This window comes from Pseudomonas sp., from assembly GCF_041601375.1.
Lineage (GTDB): Bacteria > Pseudomonadota > Gammaproteobacteria > Pseudomonadales > Pseudomonadaceae > Aquipseudomonas.
Window position 1 is genome coordinate 1 of record NZ_JBFIIG010000048.1, and the last position, 25,547, is coordinate 25,547.

The window sequence follows — 25,547 nt, forward strand, 5'->3', positions numbered from 1 at the left end:
GCCCGCGAAACGCATCGCGGGCATGGCCCGCTCCTACAGAAGAGGACAGATACCCCATGCACCAGATGGTACAGCGCCCTATCAATCCACCCGCACCAGTACCCGGCCAACCAGTTTGCCGGCGAGTATCTGGCCGATGGCCTCGGGCAACTGCTGCAGGCTGACTTCAGTAACCAGGCGCTCGAGGTCGTCGAGTTTCCATTGCAGCGAGAGTTTGTCCCACATGGAGGCTTTGACCACCAACGGCAGCTCGACCGAGTCGACCCCCAACAGGTTGACCCCGCGCAGGATGAACGGCAGCACGCTGCCCTTGAACGCGACCCCGGCGGTCAGCCCGCAGCAGGCGGCGCTGCCACCGTAACGCAGCGACTTGACCACATTGAACAGAATATCGCCGCCGACGGTATCCACCGCAGCCGCCCATTGCTCCTTGAGCAGCGGGCGCTCCGCGCCTTCCTGCAGTTCGCTACGCAGAACTATTTGCCGGGCGCCCAGGCCCTTGAGGAACTCGCCCTGCTCGGCCTTACCGGTGGACGCCGCCACGCTGTAGCCTAGCTTGCTCAGCAAGGCCACGGCGACGCTGCCCACGCCACCGGTCGCGCCCGTCACCAGCACTGGGCCGGCGTCCGCAAGCACGCCGGCTTGCTCCAGTTTGTCGACGCAGAGCGCCGCGGTCAGACCCGCAGTACCCAGCACCATGGCCTCACGCAGGGACAAGCCTTGCGGCCGTTTCAGCGCCCAGGCCGACGGAACCCGAATGTACTGAGCGAAGCCGCCCGCGGTATTCATGCCCAGGTCATAGCCGGTCACTATCACTTCATCGCCCGCGCTGAATTCGGCGACGCTCGACTGCTCGACCACGCCTGCGGCATCGATGCCCGGGGTATGCGGAAAATGCTTGGTCACACCACGGTTGCCGCTGGCGGACAGGGCATCCTTGTAGTTCAACGACGAGTAGCTGACCCGAATCAACAGTTCGCCGGCCGGCAGCTCACCGATGGTGCGCTGGACAATCGCTTGCTCGAACTCACCCGTCGCGCTTGCGCGGGCCTGCAGTGCTGTGAACGTGGTCATCATCATCCCCCTGGGTAAAAGTGGATCAGCAGGCCGTTGAAAAACCACCTGCGTGGCCCCTCTCGATAAAAGAAAGGGCCGTTAAAAATGGCCGGCTACCAGAAACGCTGCTGATTGAGGCGGCCTAGCCAATTCAGGCTGAAACGGTCCAAGGCGACGCTGGCCGCCAGACCGACCCGCTCCTGCAAACTCTTCTTCTCGGCGTAGTGCAGGTGAAACAGCTCGGCCTGCTTGGCCCGTTCGGCCAGGTATTCGTCGCTGGTCTTGAGTTCATCGACCAGTTGTTTTTCCAGCGCGGCCAGGCCCAGCCAGACTTCGCCGGTGGCGATGTCGTCGATATCCAGTTGCGGCCGATAGCGGGCGACGAAGTTCTTGAACAGTTCGTGGATGACTTCCAGGTCTTCCTGGAACTTCTCCCGGCCCTTGTCGGTGTTTTCGCCAAAGATGGTCAGGGTGCGCTTGTACTCGCCGGCGGTAAGCACCTCGAAGTCGATGTCGTGCTTCTTGAGCAGGCGGTGCACGTTGGGCAACTGGGCAACCACGCCGATCGAACCGAGCATGGCAAAGGGGGCGGAAATGATCTTCTCGCCGATACAGGCCATCATGTAGCCGCCGCTGGCCGCGATTTTATCGATGCAGATGGTCAGCGGGATGCCCGCCTGGCGAATACGCACCAGTTGCGAGCTGGCCAGGCCATAGCTGTGCACCATGCCACCACCGCTTTCCAGGCGCAGCACCACTTCATCCTGAGGTGTGGCCAGACTCAGCAAGGCGGTGATTTCATGGCGCAAGCTGTCAGTGGCCGAGGCCTTGAGATCGCCATCGAAGTCCAGGACAAATACCCGGGGTTTGTGCACCCCGGCTTTCTTCTCCAGTTTGGCCGCCTTGACCTCTTCCTTGTGCGCCGCCTTGAGTTGATCCTTGTCCAGCACGGCATGCTCGAGACGATGGCGCAGCTGTTTGTAGAAGTCGTTGAGCTTGTCCACCTGCAACTGCCCGGCAACGCGCCGGCCCTTGCTGCGTGCCACAACGGCTGCCGCCAGGATCACCAGAACAGCAACTACCAGAGTGACCGTTTTGGCCAGAAAGGCCGCATATTCCGCGAAAAACTCCACGCATTTCCCCTCATTGTTCATGCCAGCGCCCAGTGCCTATCGGCGCTCGTGTGCAGCAAGCATACCGACGCCATCGGCTGGCGGCCAGTTGCCTGGCACGCCGCCATGAATGGCAGGCCATATATTCAAACAAGCGTATGTTTTTTCGTTGACAGGCCTAGCCGATCCCCATACGCTCGGCGAACTTTCAGCGAACCGGGACAGTGGCAAACGTGGGCAGTATTTACCTGATCAGACACGGTCAAGCCTCATTCGGCGCCGACGATTACGATGTGCTATCGCCCATCGGCATTCGCCAGGCCGAAGCGCTCGGCGCGCACCTGGCTGATCTCGGCATTCGCATCGATCGCAGCCTGAGTGGTGCGTTACGCCGCCAGCAGCACACCGCCAATGCAGCGATGCAGCAGCTGAGCAGCAGCGGCCAGGCAGTCCCCGATCTGCACGTCGATGCCGCCTTCGACGAGTTCGATGCCGACGCGGTGATTCGCAGCCTGCTTCCCGGCCTGCTCGAGCAGGAACCCGAAGCCCTGCACGTGTTGCGCAACGGGGCGCAGAACCGCGCCGAGTTCCAACGCCTGTTCTCGTTGCTGATCGGCCGCTGGATTTCCGGCGACCACGAGCAACCCGGCCTGCAAAGCTGGCCGGCTTTTGTCGAACAGGTCCAGGGCGGGCTGACCCGCCTGCTGCAACAGGCCGATAGCAAACAGAACATCGCAGTCTTCACCTCCGGCGGCACCATCACCGCGCTGCTGCAGTTGATCACCGGCGTGTCGGCCGCCAAGGCCTTCGAGCTGAACTGGCAAATCGTCAACACTTCACTGAGCTGCCTGAAATTTCGCGGCAGCCAAGTGAGCCTGGCCTCCTTCAACAGCCATGTGCATTTGCAGCTGCTGAAGGAGCCGGAACTCATCACCTATCGCTGAGCTCCGGCCTAGCGCGCCCATGCGGGCGCGAGAAAAAACCCTGAAAACAAAGGAAGACATCATGAGCGTTGCAGACATCATCAATACCATGCAGTCCAAGTTCAACGCCTCTGCCGCTGCGGGTCTGGACCTGGTGTTCCAGTTCAACATCGAAGACGGCGAGAACCACTACCTGGTGATCAAGGACGGCACTTGCGACGTCCAGCAAGGCGATGCCGACAACGCCAACGTGACCCTGATCATGGACAGCGAAACCCTCAAAGGCATCACCAGCGGCGAGACCGATGGCATGCAGGCCTTCATGGGCGGCAAGCTGCGCGCCGAAGGCGACATGATGCTGGCCATGAAGCTGGGTGAACTGTTCCCGGTCTAAGCTTCACGGCAGCAGCCTGACCGAAAAAACCGGGGCCCCGCGCTCCGGTTTTTTTTGCCTGCAGGCTTGTCGGCAGATCAATCAGGCTGCTTGATCAAGCGGCAACACGACCACCTATAACGGCGTGTATTACTTGTTACGGCCAGGGTGCAGCATTAGATTAGCCAATAATCTAGGGGCTGTTGCCGTTTCAGCACGACCGCGCCGGAGCCCGTTTTACCGCGAGGCAAGGCACGAGACGCGAAGTTTGGCATTCCAAATGAGCGTCGAGAAACGCAGCATTCGCGGCAAAACGGGCCCGGCCCTTCGGGTTGCGCACAAAATCTCGCCATGCGTTGTTGGAGGACTTGGCAAGGGAACGTCATTCCCTGCGTCCTCCGCCTAGCCTGGCGAGATTTTGCGCAGCAACGCGGCTTGCGCTGAAACGGCAACAGACCCTAGGGCACCCATCATAAGTAGAAGGGATAAGCATGGCGCTTACTGACCAGTCCACTCGCATCCGCGAGGGCGAAGAGCTCGACGCTGCGATCATCGACCCGTACCTCAAGGCGCATATTCCCGGCCTGACTGGCGAGCCACGGATCAGCCAGTTCCCCGGCGGGGCATCGAACCTCACCTACCTGCTCGAATACCCCGAGAAGGAATTCGTCCTGCGCCGACCGCCATTTGGCCAGAAGGCCAAATCCGCTCATGACATGGGCCGCGAGTACCGCATTCTCAACCAGCTCTACGACGCCTTCCCCTACTGCCCGAAAGCCTATGTGCACTGCACGGACGAGGCGGTGATCGGTGCCGAATTCTATGTAATGGAGCGGATCAACGGCATCATCCTGCGCTCCGACATGCCGGCCGAATTGAACCTCGATGCCGACAAGACCCGCCAGCTGTGCAAGAGCTTCATCGACAAGATGGTCGAACTGCACAACGTCGACTACGAAGCCTGCGGCCTCGGCGACCTGGGCAAGCCGCAGGGCTATGTAGAGCGCCAGATCGGTGGCTGGAGCGCTCGCTACGAGAAGGCCCTGACCCCTGATGCGCCGCTGTGGGAACCGGTCAAGGCCTGGCTGAAAGACAAGATACCGGCCGACCACCCCAAGCCGGCCATCGTGCACAACGACTACCGCTTCGACAACGTGATCCTCGACCCGAGCAACCCGATGCAGATCATCGGCGTGCTGGACTGGGAACTGACCACCATCGGCGACCCGCTGATGGACCTGGGCAACACCCTCGCCTACTGGATCGAGGCCGACGATCCGGCGCCGGTGCAAATGATGCGCCGTCAGCCGAGCAACGCGCCCGGCATGCTCAGCCGTCAGGCGTTCGCCGACTACTATGCCGAACGCGCCGGCATCGAGATCCAGAGCATCGATTTCTACTACACCTACGGCCTGTTCCGCCTGGCCGGTATCGTCCAGCAGATCTACTACCGCTACTACCACGGCCAGACCCAGGACAAACGCTTCGCCCAGTTCATCCAGATGAACAAGCTGCTGGAGCAGATGAGCCTGCAGGTCATCGCCAAGTCGCAGCTGTAATCGGCCGAACAGGCCTTCAACCAGAAAGGAAAAGTCCATGTCCAAGACCCAACTGTTCGACCTCGACGGCAAGATCGCCTTCGTCTCCGGTGCCAGCCGCGGTATCGGCGAGGCCATCGCCAAACTGCTGGCCCAGCAGGGCGCCCACGTGATCGTCTCGAGCCGCAAGATCGACGGCTGCCAGGCCGTCGCCGACGCGATCACCGCCGACGGCGGCCAGGCCACCGCGATTGCCTGCCATATCGGCGAAATGGAGCAGATCAGCAACGTGTTCGCGCAGATCCGCGAGCAGTTCGGGCGCCTGGACATTTTGGTCAACAACGCCGCCACCAACCCGCAGTTCTGCAATGTCCTGGACACCGACCTGTCGGCCTTCCAGAAGACCGTCGACGTCAACATCCGCGGCTATTACTTCATGTCCATCGAAGGCGGCAAGCTGATGAGGGAAAACGGCGGCGGCAGCATCGTCAACGTGGCCTCGATCAACGGCGTATCCCCGGGCGAGATGCAGGGCATCTACTCGGTGACCAAGGCCGCAGTGATCAGCATGACCAAGGTCTTCGCCAAGGAATGCGCGCAGTTCGGCATCCGCTGCAACGCCCTGCTGCCGGGCCTGACCGACACCAAATTCGCCTCCGCACTGACCAAGAACGACGCCATCCTCAACCTGGCGCTGCAACGCATCCCACTCAAGCGCGTGGCCGATCCGAGCGAAATGGCCGGCGCCGTGCTCTACCTGGCCAGCGACGCCTCCAGCTACACCACCGGCGTGGCGCTGAACGTCGATGGCGGCTTCCTGTCCTGATAAAGATCGGTGCCCAGCAAAAAGGGACCTTCGGGTCCCTTTTTATTTGCGTTCAACCCCCTCAGCCGGGGCGACCTCAAGCGGATCTTCGCCTGCCCATTCGGCGCACGCTACTGCCAATCCTGCAGCGCCTGTTTGGCCGCCTGATTCATCGGCTGCGCCAGCAGGCCGGTCGGCGTCAGGCTGACGCTGTAGACCGCCTGGTCGGCGATCGGCAGGTAGGTGACCCGGCGTGCCTGGGCATCGAACAGGAACAGGTCGTGCTGGCCCAGGCGCAGCCAGCGCCACAGGTCGACGCCGTAGGGGCTGCGGGCCAGCTCGACCTGAGCCTGCTGAGCCTGCTCCTGCTGCTCGATGGCGAGGAAACGCCCCGAGAGTTTTTCCAGGCGGTAGCCCGGCTGCAGCCCGATCAGTGCCGCGAGCCCCTGCCATCGCAATAACCGCGCATCCAGCTGCCACAAGTCCCCCTCCAACAGCACGCTACGCTCGCTGCCGCCCTCCAGCAGGTTGACCCGATAACGTGGGCCATCGGCCTCGAAGCTCAAGGTCACCAGCGGTTTGCCCTCTGGCAGCGGCGTATAGCGGTAGAGGTCGTAGGCCACCAGGCCGATGAAGCCGGCCAGCGCCACGAAAGCCAGGCCGCAGGTGCCGCGCAACCAACCGAGAAACCAGTGGCGAGCGAACAGGATTCGTGCGGCAACCAGCACCGCCAGCAATGCCAGCAGCGCCGTCGCCCATGCCAGACCGTCGTATTGCATCGAGTCGGTTCCTTGTCCGTGAAAATCCCGGCATTATGCGCAGCAACCCCGCCAGCGAACAGCAGCTTCGCTGCACAATCGGACACAGGTCGTCTTTTCCATGCCCTTGCCTTTCGAGCTTGCCGTTGACCCGGCAGCCCTGGCCATTCTCGCCCTGGTGGCCTTCGTCGCCGGCTTCATCGACGCCATTGCCGGCGGCGGCGGCCTGCTGACCATTCCGGCCCTGCTGATGGCCGGTCTGCCGCCGCATCTGGTGCTGGGCACCAACAAACTCTGCGCCACCTTCGGCTCGGCCACCGCCAGCTACACCTTCTACCGGCGCAAGCTGTTCGCCCCCCTGCCCTGGCGCAATGCGCTGATCGGTACCGCGGTCGGCGCCCTGCTGGGGGCCACACTGGTGCACTGGCTGCCGGCGGCCTGGCTCAACCAACTGTTGCCGGTGGTGGTATTCGCTTGCGGGCTCTACCTGCTGTTCGGTCGCACCCCGGCGGCACCGCTCAGCGTCGATGCGCCCATTGCCCAGGGCCGGCAGTGGCCGCAAAGCCTCGGCCTGGGCTTCTACGATGGCGTCGCCGGGCCGGGTACCGGGGCATTCTGGACGGTCAGCAGCCTGCTGCTCTATCCGCTCGATCTGGTCCGCGCCAGCGGCGTGGCCCGCAGCATGAACTTCGTCAGCAACGCCTGCGCCCTGGTGGTGTTCATCGTCGCCGGGCAAGTCGCCTGGGTGCTCGGCATCAGCATGGGCATCGCCCTGATGGCCGGGGCTTTTCTCGGCGCGCGCTCGGCAATCCGCGGCGGCTCGAAGTTCATCCGCCCGGTGTTCATCCTGATGGTCTTGGCCCTCGCCGCGCGGCTGGCCTGGCAGCACTGGTTCGGCCTGGCGTAGGGGTTATCCGACTACCCCAACAGCGACGGCGCCGGCAGCCCTAGCCGCTGCGCCACATAGACGTCGATCAGGTAGCGGGCGATCGAGCGTGGCGCCGGCAAGGGCGGCAACCGGTGCACGCTGAACCACTGCGCATCCTCGATCTCGTCGACCTGCATGACGATCTCGCCGGCCGCGTATTCGGCGTGGAAGCCGAGCATCAGCGAATGCGGGAACGGCCAGCCCTGGCTCCCAAGGTATTGCAGGTTCTTGATCTCGACCCCGACCTCTTCGTGCACCTCACGTGCCACGCACTGTTCGACCGACTCGCCCGCCTCGACGAAACCGGCCAGGGTGCTGTAGACGCCGGGGACGAAACGCGGCGAGCGGGCCAGGAGGATTTCATCGCCGCGGGTGACCAACACGATCATGCTCGGCGACAGGCGCGGATAGTGGTGCAGCTCGCAACGCGGGCAATGCATCGCGCGCTCGCCGGGAAAATGCGCCATAGGCTCGCCACAACTGCCGCAAAACCGGTGCTGGCGCGCCCAGGTGCCGATCTGCGTCGCGTAGCCGAGCATCCTGAAGATGTCGGCATCGCCTTGCAGCATGAACTGACGCAGGCTTTGCCAGCTGCAACCGGGCATATCGACCGGTTGCTGCAACTCCAGCAGGTAGATGGCATCGCCGTCGAAATGACCGATGCCATGCTCGGCCAGAATCGGCAGCTCCTGCTTTTTCAGCCATTCGCGCGGAAACAACACGCCGTTGCTGTCCGCCAGAAACTGCTGACGGCAATGTACCAGGGCCCAGCCACCGGGCTGCTGGCTGTCGAGTAAGGCGGGCTGCCAACGCTGGGTCATTTATGCGGCTACCGGTAAGCCCAGGGCGCGCACGCTGTCTGCGGCCAGGTCGAGCACGCTGGGCTGGGTTTCCGGGCGCATTACCGCGCCCGCTTCCAGATAGTATTCGAGACTGCTGAGTGCGTCAGCCAGGGTTTCCAGCATTTGTTCGGAAGGCATCTGCGGCGCCTCGAACATCTGCTTCTGGATATATTCGGCGCAGGCGCCGACCAGCAAGGCCGCCCGCTCCTGGCCGAGGAACCACAGGCCACCGCGCACCGCCTGCAGGCTGAACGGTACATTGGACAGGTGCATGCGGTCGCCGTCGGCCTCCAGGTAGGCGGTGATCGCGCGCTTGGCCAACGCCAGGCCGCCGCGGGCCTCGTCGACCACGACGATGCGGGCCTCGTTGAGCTGGTAATAGGCGAAGGATTCGAGCTCCTTGCCCGGCGCCAGCGACCCGGCGCTGTGGTCGCGCCGCTCGCCACGTTCCAGACTGGCGACCATACCTTCGACATAGAGCACGGCATCGGCCAGCTTGAGCAGCTCCTGCTGTTGCGGGGCGCGCGCCTCGCTCCAGCCAGCAACCGTCTGCAGTTGCGCATTCAGCGCATTGCCCGCCGAACTGAGGCCGACCATGCCCAGGGTCTTGCTCAGCTTGCCGAGCAAAGCGTGCAGGTTGCCGAGGCTTTCCGCCTGCACGGTGCCCCGTTCGATCAGGTCGAGCATGTCCTTGACGCTGGTCAGCTCCTCGCGAATGGCCGAACTCAGCGAGCGCATGACCTCCTGCCCAGGGCCGGCCAGACGCTGGTATTCCTCTTCCAGCAGGTGATCGGTGAAAGGCAGCGAAGTCAGGCCAAACAGCTCGCGCACCGGCGTGACCAAAGGTCCGCGGCTGTCGGCCAGGGCCACCAGATAGAGCAGTTCCTTGAGCAGGCTGCGCGGTGTCTCGTACAGGCTGTTGGCAAGGACTTGCTTGAGTTCACGATCGATCCGCGAGAACAGTTGCTTGCGCGACTTGCGCGTCAGTAGCTGACCCTCGAGCTGCGCCTCCACCGCCGCAGCGCCGATCCAGCACAGACGGCCCCGCGGCTCGTTGGCATAGAGGCTGTCCAGCCGGCTCATGGCCCGGCTCATCAGCTTCAGGCTGGCCTGCGGATTCTGTTCGCGGATGAAACCGAGCAAGCCCACCTGATACATCTGGCGCAAGCGCCGTCCTTCGATTTCCTTGGCCGCCGCATCCAGGGCGGCCGGCGCGGTGCGCGGACGCGCATGGTCGAGGCGTACGCTGAAGAAGAAGCTTTCCGGCAGCGCCGACTGGCCCCCGGCCTGGCGCAGGTCATTTATTGCCGGCAGCAGCAACTCGGGCATTTCCTGGCGGTGCAGCTCGACGTTTTCCAGATAACGGCGCAGCACATGCAGTGCGTTGCTCAGCGCCGAAAGCTGCACATCGCGCTCCTCGCCGGCACCGGCGGGGATGTCGGTGGCCTGTTCGAGCACTTCCTGAGCGAGCAACTCGGCGCCGGTCAACTCGACCAGGTTGAGCGTGCCGCGGACTTGATGAAGGCTTTCCACCGCCTGTTGCAGCAGGCTGCCGTTATGCCGCTCGGCAATGAAATGCTCGAGGCTCGACTCGGCCTCCTCCATGGTGGTGAACAGTTCGTTACGCACCAAACTGAGTGACGTGGCTCCAGAAACCATGCGCTAGTGCGCCTCCCGCGCCGGTAGAGAAGACAGTGCTCGCATCAGTCGGCGAACTCCGGCTTTTGCTTGCTCATGTGCGCGGCCATGGCCACGCGCAAGTCGACCGATTGCAGCATCGCGGCGTTCCAGGTGGCGATGTACTCGAGGCCATCGTCGACCCGGTGGTCGCGCATGTAGCGAATCATTTCCTTGGTACCGCGCACCGCCACCGGGGATTTCGCGGCGATTTCATGGGCAATGCCCATCACCCCCTCGAGCAAGGCGGGCATGTCGGCGAAGGTGCGATTGACCAGGCCGATGCTGCGCGCTTCTTCGCCGCCGATGGTGCGCCCGGTGAAGGCCAGCTCGCGCATCATGCCGTCGCCGATGATCCGTGGCAGGCGCTGCAAGGTGCCGACATCGGCGGCCATGCCGATGTCGATTTCCTTGATCGAGAATTGCGCATCGACCGTCGCATAGCGCATGTCGCAGGCCGCGATCAGGTCGATGGCACCGCCCAGGCAGTAGCCCTGGATCGCCGCCAGTACCGGCTTGCGGCACTGGTCGACGGCATTGAACGAGGCTTGCAGCTCGAGGATCTTGCGCCGCAGCTTTTCCGCGTTGCGGCCGACATCCGGGCCCATCTGACTGCCCAGCTGGGCCAGCATCATCAGGTCGATACCGGAGGAAAAATGCTTGCCGGCACCCGACAGCACCACCACCCGCACCTCGTCCGTGGCGTCGATCCAGCGAAAGATCTCGATGATCTCCGTCCAGAAATCGGCGTTCATGGCGTTGATTTTTTCCGGGCGGTCGATCACCACGTGGGCGATCTTATCTGCCAACTCGACACTAAAGGCTTGGTAGTCGGACACGGCAGTCATCCTCAGCAGCAAACGGCGCGCAGGCGCACAGAGACATTCTTGTGATTACAGCCGGGCAACTATAACAAGCACGGCCTAAATGTCGATGCCGGCCTCTGTGACGCAGAACACGCCATTGGACTTGAGCAGCGTTTTGACTGTTGGCGGTAACCACTTGATCTAGTGGAGATAGTCCGGCAAGGCGGTGACGGCTGGCGCGCCGTCCAGCCGACAACGCGCCAGTCGCCTCTTCAGAGCTTGATGCAGTCCACCGTGTAGGCGTTGCCGTCCGGCCCTTCGTTGCGTTGCAGGCCGTGCACGTCGGCGTCGAAGCCGGGAAAGCTGCAGTCGAAGGTGCGGGCGAACTCCAGGTAATCGATGATCGAGCGGGTCGCCGGGGTAAAGCGCTCGCCCGGCATGATCAGCGGGATACCCGGCGGATAGGGCACCAGCATGACTGCGGCGATGCGCCCGTCGAGCCGCTCGATGGGCACGGCCTCGACTTCGCCGCGCACCAGCTGGTTGTAGGCATCGGCCGGCCTCAGGGCGACTTCCGGCAACACCGTGTACATGCGTTTCATGGCCTTGGCCGTGGCGTTGTCGCCGTAGCAACGGTGCAGCGCATCGCACAGGTCGCGCAGACCCATGCCGTGATAGTGAGCACCGCCGGCCTTGGCGATCGAGGGCAAGGCGACCGTCAGCGGCAGGTTGACGTCATAGCTGCGCTTGAACTCCAGCAACTCGGTGAGCAAGGTGCTCCACTTGCCCTTGGTGATGCCCATGGAGAACAACACCAGGAAGGAATACAGGCCGGTTTTCTCGACCACCAGGCCACGCTCCCAAAGGAACTTGCTGACCACCGCCGCCGGGATCCCGCACTGATCGAGCTTGCCGCCCGCGGTCAGGCCCGGGGTCACCAGGGTGACCTTGATCGGATCGAGCAGCACGTAATCCTCGGCCACCTCGCCGAAGCCGTGCCAGTCGGCTTGCGGCTGCAGCAGCCAGCTCTCGGTCGCCACCTCGTCGACGCCCTCGGCCTGGGGCGGTTGCCAGATACCGAACCACCAATCGTCGACACTGAGATTCTGCCGCAGGTTGGCCAGGGCACGACGGAAACTCAGCGCCTCATCGAAGGTTTCCTGGATCAGCGAACGCCCCGCCGGGCCTTCCATCATCGCCGAGGCCACATCCAGCGAAGCGATGATGCCGTACTGCGGCGAGGTCGAGATATGCATCATGAAGGCTTCGTTGAAGCGATCGCGATCCAGCTGACGGGCACCGCCATCCTGTACATGGATCATCGAGGCCTGGCTGAACGCCGCCAGCAGCTTGTGCGTGGAGTGGGTACTGAACACCAACGGCGCATTGGCTGAGCGGGTCGTGCCCATGCCATAGCGCCCGGCATAGAACTCGTGGAAGGCCGCATAGGCATACCAGGCCTCGTCGAAATGCAGCACCTCGACGCTGTTACCCAGGGTCTGCTTGATCAGCTCGGCGTTGTAGCACAGCCCGTCGTAGGTCGAGTTGGTCACCACCACCAGCTTGACCATGGCCCCGCTGCTGCTGGGCACCCGGCCACGGGCCAGGGGACTGGCGTCGATCTTCGCCTGGATCGACTCGCGGCTGAACTCGGACAGCGGAATCGGCCCGATGATACCCAGCTCGTTACGCTCCGGGCACAGGTACAGCGGAATCGCGCCGGTCATGATGATCGCGTGGAGGATCGACTTGTGGCAGTTGCGGTCGACCAGCACCAGATCGTCGCGACCGACCATGCCGTGCCAGACGATCTTGTTGGCGGTCGAGGTGCCGTTGATCACGAAGTAGGTGTGGTCGGCGCCAAAGTTGCTCGCCGCCCGGGCCTCGGCCTCGGCCAGGGGGCCGGTGTGATCGAGCAGCGAGCCGAGTTCCGGCACCGACACCGAGAGATCGGAGCGCAGGGTGTTCTCGCCGAAAAACTGGTGGAACGCCTGGCCGACCGGGCTCTTGCGATAGGCCACCCCGCCGCCATGGCCGGGGGTGTGCCAGGAGTAGTTGGATTGTGCGGTGTGCTGCACCAGCGCCTTGAAGAACGGCGGCAGCAGGCAGTCCAGGTAGTTGCGCGCGGCGCGGGCGACCTGGCGGGCGAGGAACGGCACCGTGTCCTCGAACAGGTAGAGGATGCCGCGCAACTGGTTGAGGTCGGCCATGGCTTCGGCCGGCGCGTTCTCGATGGTCACCTGTTCGCCGAGGGCGAAGATCGGCAGCTGCGGCGCTCGCCGCCGGGCGATGCGGATCAGCTCGACCATGTCCTGCAGCAGGTGCTTGTTCTCCCCCGCCCCCTCGGCAGTCACCAGGATGCAGGCGAGGCCGTGATGGGTCGAGGCGACGATGCGCCCCTCGGCCGAGGTGGCGGTGGAGAGGATACTGAAACCGTCCTGTTCCAGTTCGGCGGCGATGGCACGCACCCGGTCGCCGGCCACGGTGTCGGCCTTGATGTCGCGGTGCACGATCAGTACGGGAAACTTGAGGTCTTTATACATGGGGGCAATCCGGCATCCGCTGAGCGATTGGGCAACGGCACTCAGTAAACACCATGCCATGGCCTTTTAGGAAACAGGGCCGTCGACCTCGGTAATGCTTTGTCGCATTTTTGAATCATTGCAGAATCTGCGGCCCTATCGAGTCGCGTATTTCCGGGTCTCGACAACCCGGCGGTGACCGCAGCCGCCAGAACTTGTGAAAAATCGAGCGCCGCAGTTGCGGGAGGTTTTCATAGCCTGTTCAGTGCCAACCCCTCCTCCCAGGCACTATCTTTAATCCTAGAGGCCAGCCAATGGGCGCGGCCAGGACGGGCAGCCAGCGGCCCTGGGAGGTTTGCATGACCAGTATCGTGACCCTGACCCTCAGTCCGGCGCTCGACAGCGCCACCAGCATTGCGCGCCTCTGCCCTGACGCCAAACTGCGTTGCAGCGAACCCCACTATGCGCCCGGAGGTGGCGGCATCAACGTCGCCCGGGCCATTCACCAACTCGGCGGCAGTGCGCTGGCGCTGTTCCCGGCCGGTGGTCCCACCGGCCAGCACCTGGCCGAGCTGCTGGTCGCCGAAGACGTCCCGTGCCAAACCGTGCCTATCGACGCCTGGACCCGCGAATGCCTCAACGTGATGGAGCAGGCCAGCGACCAGCAGTACCGCTTCGTTCTGCCCGGTGCACGCCTGAGCGAGGCCGAGCAGGCGCAACTGCTGAAGGTGCTGGAGGACCTGCCCGAGCTGGACTACCTGGTGATCAGCGGCAGCCTGCCCGCCGGGATCACCGCGGACTTCATCCCGCGCCTACTGCAGACCGTCGCGCAACGTGGCGCCCGCAGCATCCTCGACAGCTCGGGCGATATATTGCGCCAAGCGCTGGACTTCGGCGGGTTGTACCTGATCAAGCCCAATCTCAAGGAGCTGCGCGCCCTGAGTGGCGAGGACATCGACGACTCGGATCAGTTGGTCGGGGTGGTCCGCAGCCTGGTCGAGGCTGGCAAATGCGCCGCCGTGCTGGTCTCGCTCGGGCCCCAGGGCGCGTTGCTGGCGACCCGCGAGCTGACCGAGCGGATCACCGCGCCGACGGTGAGAAAACTCAGCACGGTGGGCGCCGGCGACAGCCTGGTTGGCGCCGTCACCCTCAAGCTGGCCCAGGGCGCGAGCCTGAGCGAGGCGGCACGCTACGGCGTTGCCGCCGGCAGCGCGGCGATCATTACCGCCGGCAGCGAATTGTGCCGGCGTGCCGATACCGAACGCCTGTTCGCCTGGTTGCAGGCCCGCGCCGTCGCTGGCGCGCAGGACTAGCCGCCCGCGGGGCGCCACTCGCCACAGGCAGGGCACCATGGGTTCAGCGGCGCGGCACAAAGCCTGACGGGCTGTCGCTACGCCCCAAGCGGAGCGCCGCCGGCAACCCTAGGCGCGAAGCCCGGCAGATCGGTAGTCTCGGCCGACCGCCTAATGTCGGGCCGCGACTTTCAGGCGCCGGGCCAGCAGCAGCAGGGTCAGCAGAAACAGCGGCGCCAGCACGGCGAACAGCACCTTGCTGGAGAACGGTGTGCCCAGCGCCGCCAGGCCTTCCAGGGTGAGTTTGAGCAGGCCGACCAGGTAGTAGCTGATGGCGATCAGGGAGAAACCTTCGACCGCCTTCTGGATTTTCAGCTGGGTGCTGGTGCGCGCATTGAGGCTCTCGAGGATCTCGCTATTCTGCTCTTCCACCTCCACCTGGGCCCGTGCCTGCAGCAGGTCGCCGAGGTTGGCGATGCCACTGGCCAGGCGGTCGAGGCGGCGCTCTGTGGCGGCGCAATAGCGCACCGTCGGCTTGAAGCGCCGCTCGATGAACACGCCGAGTCGCTGACTGCCGCCGACATGGCTCTCGCGCAGTTCGCCGATGCGTTCGAAGACGATCTGCGCATAGGCCTCGGCGGCACTGAAACGTGGCCGGCAGGCAGCACCGCAACGCATCAGGCGAGCGGACAGTTCGGTGAGGGCGTCGAGCAGTTCCTTGGCCTCGCTATTGCCCGCCCCGGCATTGCGCTCGGCCAGGCGGATCAGGCTGCGATCCAGCTCCTGCAGGGTGACGCCGATGTTCTGTGCGGTGGGCAGGGCCATGGAGGCGAGCATGCGATAGGTTTCGATCTCCAGCAGGCGGCGGATCATGCGGCCGAGGCGGTAGGCATTCAGGCCCCGATTGATCAGCAGGATGCGGTTGAAGCCCTGCTCCGACAGGCGAAAATCGCTCCATACCGTGGCATCGCCACCGCCCACATGGGAGCCGGCGGGATCCTTGAAACCGTAAGCGGCGGGATCGTCCAGCGCCTCCTGCGCGTCTTCGACCAGTACCACCAGGGCATTGATGATCAACGCCTGATGGGTCTGCAGCAGGCCGCGCAGCGGCTCGGGCAGCTCGGCCCAGAACGGTGCCCGGGACGTGCGCGGCACCACCCAGGTCAGGGAGAGGAACTCGCTGTGGCGCTCCCACTTGAACGGATAGCCGTCGATCCGCAGCAGGCCATGGCGCGAGGCGCCATGGCTGTGCCGATCGGCCAGCCCTTCGAGTTGGGCGATGATCGGATCGATGCAAACACCGTCATCCAGCAAGGCGAAATGGTAGACATGGGCCGGGCCGTCGAAGTAGATCGACGGCCGGGCATGCAGCTCATCGTGCAGGCTTTCTCGTAGCGGGTGCATGGCAACTCTCTGCGGTGCGAAAAAGGTGAACTAGAACTTTCTAGACTCACCCCGCCCACCGCTGGACACATCCGCATGACCAATGCACAGCGGTGGCCACCACCGACGAACGACCGGCACTCGCCAGCGCTGCGGCTCGATGATCGGCGGCGCCTTCAGGCGCACGCTGCGCCGCTGCTTGCCGCTGGACACCGGCAACAGGTCCTGCTGGCGGGCGCTGCCGAGCCGGTTTGCCGGCTAGGGCTCGAGCGTCGCCCACAGCGCCGGGCCGCCGGCCGCTTTCTCGATCGCCGCCAGGCGCGCAGCATGCGCCTCGACCTCGGCCTGGGTGGCGCGCACCACCAGGGTAGGCGAGCGCTCGGCAGGCAGGCGGCGAATCGCGCTGGGTTGCTGGCGACCATTGCCGTCGCCCTCGGAGCCATCGCCGGCGAGGGACAGATTGGTCTGCCCGCCGGTCATGGTCAGGTAGACATCGGCGAGGATCTCGGCATCGAGCAAGGCGCCGTGTAGGTCGCGGCCGGAGTTGTCGACGCCATAACGCTTGCACAGGGCATCGAGGCTGTTGCGCTGCCCCGGATGACGTTCGCGGGCCATCAGCAGGGTATCGAGAATCGAGCAATGCTCGCTGATATCGGCGCGATCCTGCTGCTTGATCAGGGCAAATTCGTTGTTGATGAAGCCAACGTCGAACGCCGCGTTGTGGATGATCAGCCGCGCACCCTTGATGAACTCGAAGAACTCGTCGGCCACTTCCTTGAAGCGCGGCTTGTCCTGGACGAAATCGTTGGTGATGCCGTGCACCGCAATGGCGCCCTCGTCGATCTCGCGATCCGGCTGCAGGTAGACATGGAAATGCCGCCCGGTCAGGCGCCGGCCCATCAGTTCGACACAACCGATTTCGATGATCCGGTGACCGTCGGCGACCGGCATGCCGGTGGTTTCAGTATCCAGTACGACGCTACGCACGCTGCAGCCCTCTCACTTCTTCGACGCCACGGTTGGCCAATTGGTCGGCACGCTCGTTACCGGGATGACCGGTATGGCCGCGCACCCACTGCCAGGTCACCTTGTGCCGATTGACCTGCTCGTCCAACTCGCGCCACAGATCGGCATTCTTCACCGGTTGTTTGGCGGCGGTCTTCCAGCCGCGTTTTTTCCAGTTCGGCATCCAGTCCTGGATACCTTGCATGACGTATTGCGAGTCGGTCACCAGACGCACGTCACAGGCACGCTTCAACTCGGCCAAAGCGCGAATCGCCGCAGTCAGTTCCATGCGGTTGTTGGTGGTCTCGGCTTCGCCGCCCCAGAGCTCCTTTTCCACACCCTTGAAAATCATCAGCGCGCCCCAGCCACCGATGCCGGGATTGCCCTTGCAGGCACCATCGGTGTAAATCTCGACTTGTTCATTCATGCAGAGCCAATCTCTCAATAAATTCCGCTCGGCAGGCCCTACAACAGACTTAAGGCTTCGGCTCGCGGCGACTGACCTTGGCTACCGGCATGGGAACCAGCTTGCCCATCGGCGCTCGCTGCGCCTGCCGCAACGGACGCAAGCCGATCACCAGCTTGCGCGCGACCAATATATAGAAGCCGCCTCCCGGCGATTGCCAGGCATCGCCCCAGGCTTCCAGCGGAGCCAGACGAGCCTGCCAGGCAGTGGAAGCAAGCGGCGGACGATAGCACCCGAAGCGGCGTTTCTCCAGCGCGAAACCCAACAGGTGCAGCCAGTCACTGACTCGATTGGGCGCAATGCAGCGGGCCTGCCGCAAGGCATCGCGGGCAAACAGGTGGCGCACGCCCCAGGCGCTCATCGGATTGATCCCGACTACCAGCAGATGGCCGCCCGGGCGCACACTGTGAGCCGCCTCACGCAACAAGCCATGGGGCGACAGGCTGAAGTCCAGGCCATGCTGGAGCAACACGACATCGGCCGCGTACTCGGTCAGCGGCCAGGCCTGCTCCTCGCAGACGATCTCCACTCCGCTGAAGGGCGCGCCGACCCGGACGCTGCGCTGGATCTGCACGGCATTCGGCGAGGCTTGCGCGGAGGGGCCGTAGTGCACCATGTAGCCGCCAAAGAAACGCGCCAGCTCCTCTTCCAGCAGGCGCTGCTCGCCCTCCAGCAGCAACTGCCCGTAAGGTCCATTGAACCAGCGGCGCGCCGTGCCGATGAGCTCGAGCCAGTCGGCATCGGCCTGGGCGAAAGGATAATCGGACATAAAGGATTACCTGCGTAGTCAGCACTGCCAATGAGTTCTAAGATGCACCTTTATGACCTGCTTAGCGACCTGCATGATGATAAAGATCGACGCCCTGCCCGCCTTCTCGGACAACTATATCTGGTTGCTGCAAGACCCCGAACAGCGCCGCTGCGCAGTGGTCGACCCCGGCGATGCGGCGCCGGTACTGGCCTGGCTGAACGGCCACCCGGGCTGGCAATTGAGCGATATTCTGATCACCCACCATCACCCCGACCATGTCGGCGGCATCCAGCCGTTGAAGGCGGCCACCGGGGCGCGGGTACTCGGCCCGGCGCAGGAGCATATCCCCGCGCGCGATCTGGCCTTGCGCGAAGACGACGAGGTCGAGGTGCTCGGTCAGCGCTTTCGCGTGATCGAAGTACCCGGCCATACCCTGGGGCATATCGCCTATTACCAGGCCGAGCAGCACTGGCTGTTTTGTGGCGATACCCTGTTCGCCGCCGGCTGCGGCCGCTTGTTCGAAGGCAGTCCCGCGCAGATGCACGACTCGCTCAGCCGCCTGGCGGCCCTGCCCGGGCAAACCCAGGTGTACTGCACCCATGAGTACACCTTGAGCAACCTGCGCTTCGCCCAGGCGGTCGAGCCAAACAACCCGCAGATCGCCCAGCGCCTCAAGGAAGTCAGCACCTGGCGCGCCGAAGGGCGGATCAGCCTGCCGTCCAGCCTGGCCCAGGAGTGCGCGACCAACCCTTTTTTGCGCACGACCGTAGAAGCGGTCAAGGCAAAGATCGATGAGCATGACGGCCTGCAACAACGTTCGCCCAGCGAAGTGTTCGCGCGCCTGAGAGCATGGAAGGATAATTTCTAAAAAAGTCGATTAACCTGCAAAAAAGTGGTTAAAACTTGACCACCCCGGCATCGGTTTCTAGAATCGTCCGACCTTTGTCTCGGGAAGCCTCAACCAACCAATGCCTCTATCACCACGCAAGACCTTGAATTTAAAGGCATTGGCACAAGGCGCACAGGCGCTGGTGGTGGTGTTTTGCGCAACCCTGGCCGGCTGCCAGACCACGGGAAAAGGTCCCGAGGATAGCGGCCGCGACACCGATCTGACCGTGGGCCTGGAGCGCGAACCCATCTGGCTGAACGCCAGTCTCGCCCCGGTGGAGCCCGACGACATTTGGCAGCGTGTTCGCGACGGCTATCAAATGCAGGACGAGATTGGCATCAACCCGCGCATCGAGCAGCAGCGCCTGTGGTTCGTCAGCAACCCTGCTTTCATCGAGAAATCCGGCGAGCGCAGCAGCCCCTATATTCACTACATCGTCGAACGCCTGGCCGAACGCAACATGCCGATGGAGCTGGCGTTGCTGCCGATGATCGAAAGCGCCTACAACCCTTTCGCCTATTCCCACGCCAATGCGGTCGGCCTGTGGCAATTCATCCCGTCCACCGGACTGCATTTCAACCTGCGCCAGACCAACTGGTACGACGGCCGCCGCGACGTCACGGCGTCGACCAATGCGGCGATGGACTACCTGTCACGCCTGCATGAGATGTTCAACGGTGACTGGCTGCTCGCCCTGGCCGCCTACAATGCCGGCGAAGGCCGCGTCAGCCGGGCCATCGAGCGCAACCAGCGACTCGGCCTGCCGACCGACTACTGGAACCTGTCACTGCCCAAGGAGACGCAGAATTACGTGCCCAAGCTGCTGGCCCTGTCACAGGTAGTGATGTCCCCGGAGGCCTACGGTGTCGACCTCGAGCCGATCGCCAACGAGCCCTACTTCGAGAAGGTCGTGCTCAAGCAGCGCATGGACCTGTCCAGGGTCGCCGCCATGGCCGACCTGGACGAAGACGAACTGTACCAGCTCAACCCGGCCTTTAAACGACGCATCACCCTGGACGGGCCGCAACACCTGCTGGTGCCGACCGCCAAGGCGGAGCTGCTGGCTGCCAACCTGTCGCTGATGAAAGCGCAGGACCTGGTGGACTGGCAGCAGTACAGCGTCCGCTCGGGCGACAGCCTCAGCGGCATCGCCAACCGTTACCACCTGACGGTCGGCACCCTCAAAGACATCAACCAGCTGTCCGGCAATCATTTGCGCATCGGCCAGGTACTCAGCATACCTGCACAGCCGGGCGTCACACCGAAAGAGCCGCTGTTCCAGCCAGTTGCCGCGCGCGCCGGCGGCTCACGCAATTATCGGGTGAAGAGTGGTGACAGCCTCTGGCAAATAGCCAAGACCCACCAGGTCTCGGTGCAAGAGGTAAGACGCTGGAACAAGATCACCGGCAACAGCCTGCGTGTCGGCCGGATCCTGGCCTTGCACGGCGGCCAGTCGCCAACGACAGCGAACGCCAACGGACGCGACACCACCTATTACAAGGTGCGCAAAGGTGATTCGCTGTACGCCATCGCCAAGCGCTTCAAGGTCGAGATGCGGCACCTGCAGCGCTGGAATCCGCGCGCCGGCAGCGCCATCAAGCCAGGGCAGACCCTGACCCTGCGCCTACCCTGATCGAGCAGCCTTCAGGCGCGCTGGGTCAGCGCCTCCAGGCAACGCCTGGTGAGCTGGCTAAAGCGCTGAAAGGCAACAAACTGCTCATGCTTCAACGCGCGCCCGGATACCCGGTTATCGGCATAGATCACGCCAATCTTGCGGTTGCCCGCCAGTAGCGGGGCAATAAAGAACATGCCCTGGCCGAGCCGCTGACGTATCGGCTGGGTCACCAGTTCGTTGAGGCTGTAGCTGGCGGGCACGCCCATCCACAAGGCTTCTTTGTTGCGCAGTACGTAGCTGAATATATGCGGCTGCTCGCGCTGCTCGACCGGCAGCAGGAAATCGCTCATCCAGCCCTCGGTCCCCTCGCCGACCACCCGCTTGGCCCGGAAACAACTCTGTCCATCGGCCAGCACCACCAGCATCACCCGCTCCAGCCCAGCACCCTGATGCAGGCCTTTGAGCAGGGTGTCGAGAATCAAGCCGAGATCGCCGCGGCGAGATGCCAGCAACCCCAGATCCTGCAGGGCTTGTTGCAGCACCTGCAGATTGGGTTGCAACAGGCGCGCCTTGCGCTGCTCCTGCTGCAGGCGGATCTGCTCCGGATCGGTATTGGGGATCAGCCGGCAGAGTTGACTGGCGCCAAAGGTCGCGGCCACCTTGACCGCTTCATCGGCACTCGCCAATATCTGCTGCATGGCCTCTTGCGGGCTGACGCCGATGAGGCTCGCCATCTCTTCGACCAGGGCCTCCATCGCCGGCGAGTCCCAGCCTGTGAGCGCCGCCTCGCCGATCCGCGCGCCCAGACTGACGGCGCGCACTGCCGGGTCGTTATGGTTGGCGCTGTTATGCGCCAAGCTGGCAATCTCGCCGATGTTCCAGCCCTTCACCAGCCCCTGGGTCAATTGGCGGAAACTGGTACCCAGCACCGCACGCACCGCCTCCTCTACATCGACGCCCGGCTGGGCCAGGGCACTGGCCAGTTCGTCCGCCTGCTCACCGCCACAGCCCCAGAAGGCCAGCTCGCCCAAGTGATAGAGCAGAGCCGCGATGAAAACCTCCTCCTCATGCCGTGACAGCACGTAGCCGGCAATGTTGCGCGCCTGTACGGCCGCATGAAACGAGCGCGCGAGCAACTCCTGCAGCTGCTCGCGCGGAGCACGGGTGAGCAAGCCATCGATAAGGCTCACGGAGAGGCTGATCAGGCGTACATTGTCGAAGCCGATCAGGACGATGGCCCGCGAGATGGTCTTGATGGTTTCTTGCGAAGGGTTGTAATAGGCACTATTGCCGACACGCAGCACCTTGGACGTCAGCGACGCATCGCGCAGCAGGACGTCCGCCAGTTGCTGCACAGACGCGTGCTCCTGTTGCGCCAAGCGTTGCAAATCCTGCACCACTGCGGCCAGGGCCGGCAATTCGGCTTGGTTCAGACGATCAATCCATGACTGCAGACCATGGCTACGTATATCCAAGTTCAAGGCCTCGCTGTGATTAATCGAAAGAGAGTAATAATGCCAGCATACCCTGCCAATAGACTCGGCCTTTTTCCTGCGGATACAAGCTGTTACTGTACCGGACAAGAAGCCCAAAAGCCGCTCCGGATCGGATCTTTCACTTGATACGTCCCCTCCTCTCGCTAATCCTCAGCTTGGTCATCGGCTATCCCGCGTGGGCGACCGTCAGCGAAAGCCACGGCTATGCGCAGTTTGGTGCGCTGAAATACCCGGCCAACTTTAGCCACTTCGACTGGGTCAATCCCGACGCCCCGAAAGGCGGCACGATGCGCTTCATGGGCATGGGCACCTTCGACACCCTCAATGCCTACACCTTCAAGGGCACCAGCCCGATTTCCACCGCCAATTTCCTCCAGTACGGCGTCACCGGGCTGAACGAACCGCTGATGGCCGGCACCGGCTATTACGACCCTTCCGGCGATGAGCCCACCTCCAGCTACGGCCTCATCGCCAAGTCGGTCGAGTACAGCGAAGATCGCAGCTGGGTGGTGTTCAATCTGCGCCCGCAAGCACGCTTTCATGACGGCAAACCGATCACCGCCTACGACGTGGCGTTTTCCTATCGGCTGCTACTCAAAGAGGGCCATCCGCAGTACCGCACCAGCCTGCAGGAAGTGAAGCGGGTCGACATCCTCAATCGCCATCGCATCCGCTTCGTCTTCAAACGCTCGGGCAATCCGCTGCTGATCCTGCGCCTGGGCGAATTGCCGGTACTGCCGCAGCATTACTGGAAAGACCGCGATTTCAAGGCCACTACGTTCGAGCCGCCCCTGGGCAGCGGTCCCTACCGCATCACCCAGGTCAACCCGGGACGCAGCCTGACCTTCGAACGGGTGAAGAATTGGTGGGGGGAGAAACTGCCGGTCAATCGCGGCAAATACAACTTCGATAGGGTCGAGGTGGAGTTCTACCGCGATACCCATGTCGGCTTCGAGGCGTTCAAGGCCGGTGTATTCGACTTCTATATCGAGCACCAGGCAAAAAACTGGGCCAATGGCTATCGCTTCCCGGCGGTGGCGCGTGGCGAGGTGATTCGTGCCGAGATCCCGCACCAGATCCCCACGCAGACCCAGGCCTTGTTCATCAACAGCAGGCGCGCGACTTTCGCCGAGCGCAAGGTACGTGAAGCCCTGGGGCTGATGTTCGATTTCGAGTGGACCAACCGCGCACTGTTCAACAGCGCCTATGTGCGCGCCAAAAGCTATTACCCCAACAGCGAGTTCTCCGCCACCGGCACCCCAAAGGGTGCCGAATGGCTGCTGCTGTCGCCCTATCGCAAGCAACTGCCGAAACGCTTGTTCAGCGAACCCTTTGCAATGCCGAAAACCGATGGCCGCGGCATCCCCCGGGAAACCCTGCGCCGCGCACTCGGTCTATTGGCCGACGCCGGCTGGAAACCGTCCGGCCAGTATCTGCTCAACGCCAAGGGCCAGCCGCTGCAGTTCGAGATTCTGCTGGTCAACCCGAACCTCGAGCGCATCCTTCAGCCGTACACCGAGAACCTTGCCAGCATCGGCATCCAGGCCAACCTGCGCACCGTCGATCGCGCGCAGTACAAACAACGCCTGGATCAATTCGATTTCGACATGATTCTGCTGACCCTGCCTCAAACCCTCAGCCCGGGCCTGGAGCAATGGCTGTACTTCCACTCCAGCCAGGCAACGGTCAAAGGCGGCAAGAACTACGCCGGGGTGAACCATCCGGTGGTCGATGCCCTGCTCAACAAACTGTTGTCGGCGCAAACCCGCGATGAACAGATCGCCGCCACCCGCGCAATCGACCGGGTGCTGCTGTGGCAGCACTACACCATCCCCAATTGGTACATCAACTATCACCGCCTGGCCTACCGCAACCGGTTTGCCTTCGTCACCACGCCGCCCTATACCCTGGGCCTGCGCACCTGGTGGCTGAAACCCACGGAGAATGCCCGATGACGCCGCCTCTGCGCTCATTTCTACTGCATGGCAGCACCATCGCGTTGCTCGCCCTGGCCGGCCTGGCCCAGGCCGCAGGCAAGCACGCCCTGACCCTGTACGACGAACCGCCGAAATACCCAGCAAACTACCAACATTTCGATTACGTGAACCCCGACGCGCCGAAAGGCGGCACCCTTCGCCAGGCCGGCTTCGGCGGTTTCGACAGCCTCAATCCCTTCATCAACAAAGGTGTGGCGGCCGACGATATCGGCCTGATCTACGACACCCTGACTCGCCACAGCCTGGATGAACCCTTCACCGAGTACGCCTTGCTCGCGGAAAAGATCGAGAAAGCCCCAGACAACAGCTGGGTACGCTTCTACCTGCGCCCCGAGGCCCGTTTCAACGACGGTCGCCCGGTGACCGCCGAGGACGTAAAGTTCACCTTCGAAACCCTGATGACCCATGGCGCGCCTAGCTACCGCGCCTACTATGCCGATGTCGAACGGGCCGAAGTCGAAGGTCCCCGCCAGGTACGCTTCATCTTCAAGCATGCGGGCAACCGCGAACTGCCGCTGATTCTCGGGCAACTGCCGGTACTGCCCAAGCACTGGTGGAGCGAACTGGATGAGCGCGACGCAGCGCAACAACCGCTGCTGGGCGACGAGCACATTGTCGACATCGTCGTAGCCCCCGATAAGGCCAGCCTGAGCCTGCGCATCCACGAGGATGCGCGCCTGGTCCGTGGCGAGAAACTCGACGCCGAGCTGCTGAAACTCAACCTGCAGGCGGCAGCCGATGCGCCCAGCGAAGCGCTCAAGCCCCTGGCATCGATCACCGGTTATGACGCGCCAGACCGGCAAACCCTGCACCTCGAGGTGAAAAAGGGCAGCGCCGAGAGCCTGCTGCCCGCACTCAAGCAACTGCAGGTACTGCCCACCAAACGGGATTTCAGCAAAAGCAATCTGGAGATTCCGCTCGGCAGCGGCCCCTACAAAGTTGCCGAGGTCAAAGCCGGACGCTCGATTCGCTATGAGCGGGTCAAGAACTGGTGGGGCGAGGACCTGCCGGTCAACCGCGGCTTCTACAACTTCGACACCATGCGATTCGACTACTTCCGCGACAACACCGTGGCCCTCGAAGCCCTGAAAGCCGGGCACTTCGATTACTGGCTGGAGAGCAGTGCAAAAAACTGGGCAACCGCCTATGACACCCCGGCCGTGGCCAATGGCCAGCTGATCAAGGAAGAGATCGACAACCACAACCCCACCGGCATGCAGGGCTTCATTTTCAACACCCGCCGCCCGCTGTTCCAGGACAAACGGGTACGCGAGGCGCTAGGCCTGCTGTTCGACTTCGAATGGACCAACCGC

At 63.3% G+C, this 25,547-nt stretch carries 21 protein-coding genes and 1 pseudogene; 10 read left to right on the plus strand and 12 right to left on the minus strand.

What is annotated here, in order from left to right:
- Positions 1-81 precede the first annotated feature (81 nt).
- Both ABZE94_RS09055 and sohB read right to left on the minus strand, forming a co-directional pair.
- Positions 82-1,074 (minus strand): YhdH/YhfP family quinone oxidoreductase, encoded by a 993-nt coding sequence (locus tag ABZE94_RS09055; protein ID WP_372875205.1) that lies wholly within the window; start codon positions 1,072-1,074, stop codon positions 82-84.
- Between the two features lie 95 nt (positions 1,075-1,169).
- On the minus strand, positions 1,170-2,189 hold the full coding sequence (gene sohB / locus ABZE94_RS09060) for a protease SohB (RefSeq protein ID WP_372875206.1): 1,020 nt from the start codon (positions 2,187-2,189) through the stop codon (positions 1,170-1,172).
- A 212-nt stretch (positions 2,190-2,401) separates the two neighbouring features.
- Here sohB and ABZE94_RS09065 point away from each other — a divergent pair, with 212 nt between their 5' ends.
- From ABZE94_RS09065 to ABZE94_RS09080, 4 genes are all read left to right on the plus strand, one after another.
- Positions 2,402-3,112, plus strand: a complete 711-nt coding sequence (locus tag ABZE94_RS09065; RefSeq protein ID WP_372875207.1) for a histidine phosphatase family protein — start codon at positions 2,402-2,404, stop codon at positions 3,110-3,112.
- 58 nt (positions 3,113-3,170) lie between these two features.
- Positions 3,171-3,485, plus strand: a complete 315-nt coding sequence (locus ABZE94_RS09070; RefSeq protein ID WP_090500715.1) for an SCP2 sterol-binding domain-containing protein — start codon at positions 3,171-3,173, stop codon at positions 3,483-3,485.
- 470 nt (positions 3,486-3,955) lie between these two features.
- Positions 3,956-5,023, plus strand: a complete 1,068-nt coding sequence (locus tag ABZE94_RS09075) for a phosphotransferase family protein (protein ID WP_372875208.1) — start codon at positions 3,956-3,958, stop codon at positions 5,021-5,023.
- A gap of 37 nt (positions 5,024-5,060) precedes the next feature.
- Positions 5,061-5,828, plus strand: coding sequence for an SDR family oxidoreductase (locus ABZE94_RS09080; protein ID WP_372875209.1), 768 nt, complete (start codon positions 5,061-5,063; stop codon positions 5,826-5,828).
- 110 nt (positions 5,829-5,938) lie between these two features.
- On the opposite strand, the gene ABZE94_RS09085 is transcribed toward ABZE94_RS09080, so the two are convergent.
- Positions 5,939-6,586, minus strand: a complete 648-nt coding sequence (locus ABZE94_RS09085; RefSeq protein WP_372875210.1) for a hypothetical protein — start codon at positions 6,584-6,586, stop codon at positions 5,939-5,941.
- A 106-nt stretch (positions 6,587-6,692) separates the two neighbouring features.
- Between ABZE94_RS09085 and ABZE94_RS09090 the strand changes: the two genes are divergently transcribed.
- Positions 6,693-7,472 carry a TSUP family transporter gene (locus tag ABZE94_RS09090; RefSeq protein ID WP_372875222.1) on the plus strand — a complete coding sequence of 260 codons (780 nt, stop codon included), beginning with the start codon at positions 6,693-6,695 and terminating at the stop codon, positions 7,470-7,472.
- Positions 7,473-7,483: 11 nt separating this feature from the next.
- On the opposite strand, the gene nudC is transcribed toward ABZE94_RS09090, so the two are convergent.
- From nudC to ABZE94_RS09110, 4 genes are all read right to left on the minus strand, one after another.
- Complete coding sequence (nudC, locus tag ABZE94_RS09095) at positions 7,484-8,314, minus strand: NAD(+) diphosphatase (protein ID WP_372875211.1); 831 nt, start codon at positions 8,312-8,314, stop codon at positions 7,484-7,486.
- The gene (locus ABZE94_RS09100) at positions 8,315-9,994 is read right to left on the minus strand and encodes a ferrous iron transporter B (RefSeq protein ID WP_372875212.1); all 1,680 of its coding nucleotides are present in this window, start codon (positions 9,992-9,994) and stop codon (positions 8,315-8,317) included. It lies immediately after the preceding gene.
- 44 nt (positions 9,995-10,038) lie between these two features.
- A complete protein-coding gene (locus ABZE94_RS09105) occupies positions 10,039-10,851 on the minus strand; it encodes a crotonase/enoyl-CoA hydratase family protein (RefSeq protein WP_372875213.1) in 813 nt (270 codons plus the stop codon).
- Positions 10,852-11,090: 239 nt separating this feature from the next.
- Positions 11,091-13,361 carry an Orn/Lys/Arg decarboxylase N-terminal domain-containing protein gene (locus tag ABZE94_RS09110; protein ID WP_372875214.1) on the minus strand — a complete coding sequence of 757 codons (2,271 nt, stop codon included), beginning with the start codon at positions 13,359-13,361 and terminating at the stop codon, positions 11,091-11,093.
- Between the two features lie 338 nt (positions 13,362-13,699).
- Here ABZE94_RS09110 and pfkB point away from each other — a divergent pair, with 338 nt between their 5' ends.
- Positions 13,700-14,653, plus strand: coding sequence for a 6-phosphofructokinase II (gene pfkB, locus ABZE94_RS09115; RefSeq protein ID WP_372875215.1), 954 nt, complete (start codon positions 13,700-13,702; stop codon positions 14,651-14,653).
- Between the two features lie 150 nt (positions 14,654-14,803).
- Here pfkB and ABZE94_RS09120 read toward each other — a convergent pair whose 3' ends face one another.
- The 4 genes from ABZE94_RS09120 to ABZE94_RS09135 all read right to left on the minus strand — a co-directional run bounded on the left by ABZE94_RS09120 (position 14,804) and on the right by ABZE94_RS09135 (position 18,255).
- Complete coding sequence (locus tag ABZE94_RS09120) at positions 14,804-16,036, minus strand: DUF3422 domain-containing protein (protein WP_372875216.1); 1,233 nt, start codon at positions 16,034-16,036, stop codon at positions 14,804-14,806.
- Positions 16,037-16,273: 237 nt separating this feature from the next.
- Positions 16,274-17,002 carry a DNA polymerase III subunit epsilon gene (gene dnaQ / locus ABZE94_RS09125; RefSeq protein WP_372875217.1) on the minus strand — a complete coding sequence of 243 codons (729 nt, stop codon included), beginning with the start codon at positions 17,000-17,002 and terminating at the stop codon, positions 16,274-16,276.
- Entirely contained in the window at positions 16,995-17,447 is a 453-nt protein-coding gene (gene rnhA / locus ABZE94_RS09130) for a ribonuclease HI (protein WP_318960969.1), read from the minus strand. Before rnhA ends, dnaQ begins: the two co-directional genes overlap by 8 nt.
- Positions 17,448-17,496: 49 nt before the next feature.
- On the minus strand, positions 17,497-18,255 hold the full coding sequence (locus tag ABZE94_RS09135; RefSeq protein ID WP_372875218.1) for a methyltransferase domain-containing protein: 759 nt from the start codon (positions 18,253-18,255) through the stop codon (positions 17,497-17,499).
- A gap of 76 nt (positions 18,256-18,331) precedes the next feature.
- Here ABZE94_RS09135 and gloB point away from each other — a divergent pair, with 76 nt between their 5' ends.
- Positions 18,332-19,105, plus strand: coding sequence for a hydroxyacylglutathione hydrolase (gloB, locus tag ABZE94_RS09140; RefSeq protein WP_372875219.1), 774 nt, complete (start codon positions 18,332-18,334; stop codon positions 19,103-19,105).
- Between the two features lie 100 nt (positions 19,106-19,205).
- Positions 19,206-20,759, plus strand: a complete 1,554-nt coding sequence (locus ABZE94_RS09145) for a LysM peptidoglycan-binding domain-containing protein (RefSeq protein ID WP_372875220.1) — start codon at positions 19,206-19,208, stop codon at positions 20,757-20,759.
- An 11-nt stretch (positions 20,760-20,770) separates the two neighbouring features.
- Here the strand turns inward: ABZE94_RS09145 and ABZE94_RS09150 are convergent, their stop codons facing one another.
- Positions 20,771-22,216, minus strand: a complete 1,446-nt coding sequence (locus ABZE94_RS09150; protein ID WP_372875221.1) for an HDOD domain-containing protein — start codon at positions 22,214-22,216, stop codon at positions 20,771-20,773.
- 146 nt (positions 22,217-22,362) lie between these two features.
- On the opposite strand from ABZE94_RS09150, the gene ABZE94_RS09155 reads away from it, so the two are divergent.
- Both ABZE94_RS09155 and ABZE94_RS09160 read left to right on the plus strand, forming a co-directional pair.
- Entirely contained in the window at positions 22,363-24,192 is a 1,830-nt protein-coding gene (locus tag ABZE94_RS09155; protein ID WP_372875223.1) for an extracellular solute-binding protein, read from the plus strand.
- Between the two features lie 71 nt (positions 24,193-24,263).
- A pseudogene (locus ABZE94_RS09160) lies at positions 24,264-25,547 on the plus strand (extracellular solute-binding protein); the annotation flags it as partial.

Coding starts and splice junctions, on each gene's coding strand:
- ABZE94_RS09120 (WP_372875216.1), bottom strand. CDS start 16,036: ATGCACCCGCTACGAGAAAGCCTGCACGATGAGCTGCATGCCCGGCCG.
- ABZE94_RS09145 (WP_372875220.1), top strand. CDS start 19,206: ATGCCTCTATCACCACGCAAGACCTTGAATTTAAAGGCATTGGCACAA.
- nudC (WP_372875211.1), bottom strand. CDS start 8,314: ATGACCCAGCGTTGGCAGCCCGCCTTACTCGACAGCCAGCAGCCCGGT.
- rnhA (WP_318960969.1), bottom strand. CDS start 17,447: ATGAATGAACAAGTCGAGATTTACACCGATGGTGCCTGCAAGGGCAAT.
- ABZE94_RS09055 (WP_372875205.1), bottom strand. CDS start 1,074: ATGACCACGTTCACAGCACTGCAGGCCCGCGCAAGCGCGACGGGTGAG.
- ABZE94_RS09080 (WP_372875209.1), top strand. CDS start 5,061: ATGTCCAAGACCCAACTGTTCGACCTCGACGGCAAGATCGCCTTCGTC.
- pfkB (WP_372875215.1), top strand. CDS start 13,700: ATGACCAGTATCGTGACCCTGACCCTCAGTCCGGCGCTCGACAGCGCC.
- ABZE94_RS09085 (WP_372875210.1), bottom strand. CDS start 6,586: ATGCAATACGACGGTCTGGCATGGGCGACGGCGCTGCTGGCATTGCTG.
- ABZE94_RS09075 (WP_372875208.1), top strand. CDS start 3,956: ATGGCGCTTACTGACCAGTCCACTCGCATCCGCGAGGGCGAAGAGCTC.
- gloB (WP_372875219.1), top strand. CDS start 18,332: ATGATAAAGATCGACGCCCTGCCCGCCTTCTCGGACAACTATATCTGG.
- ABZE94_RS09135 (WP_372875218.1), bottom strand. CDS start 18,255: ATGTCCGATTATCCTTTCGCCCAGGCCGATGCCGACTGGCTCGAGCTC.
- ABZE94_RS09100 (WP_372875212.1), bottom strand. CDS start 9,994: ATGGTTTCTGGAGCCACGTCACTCAGTTTGGTGCGTAACGAACTGTTC.
- ABZE94_RS09110 (WP_372875214.1), bottom strand. CDS start 13,361: ATGTATAAAGACCTCAAGTTTCCCGTACTGATCGTGCACCGCGACATC.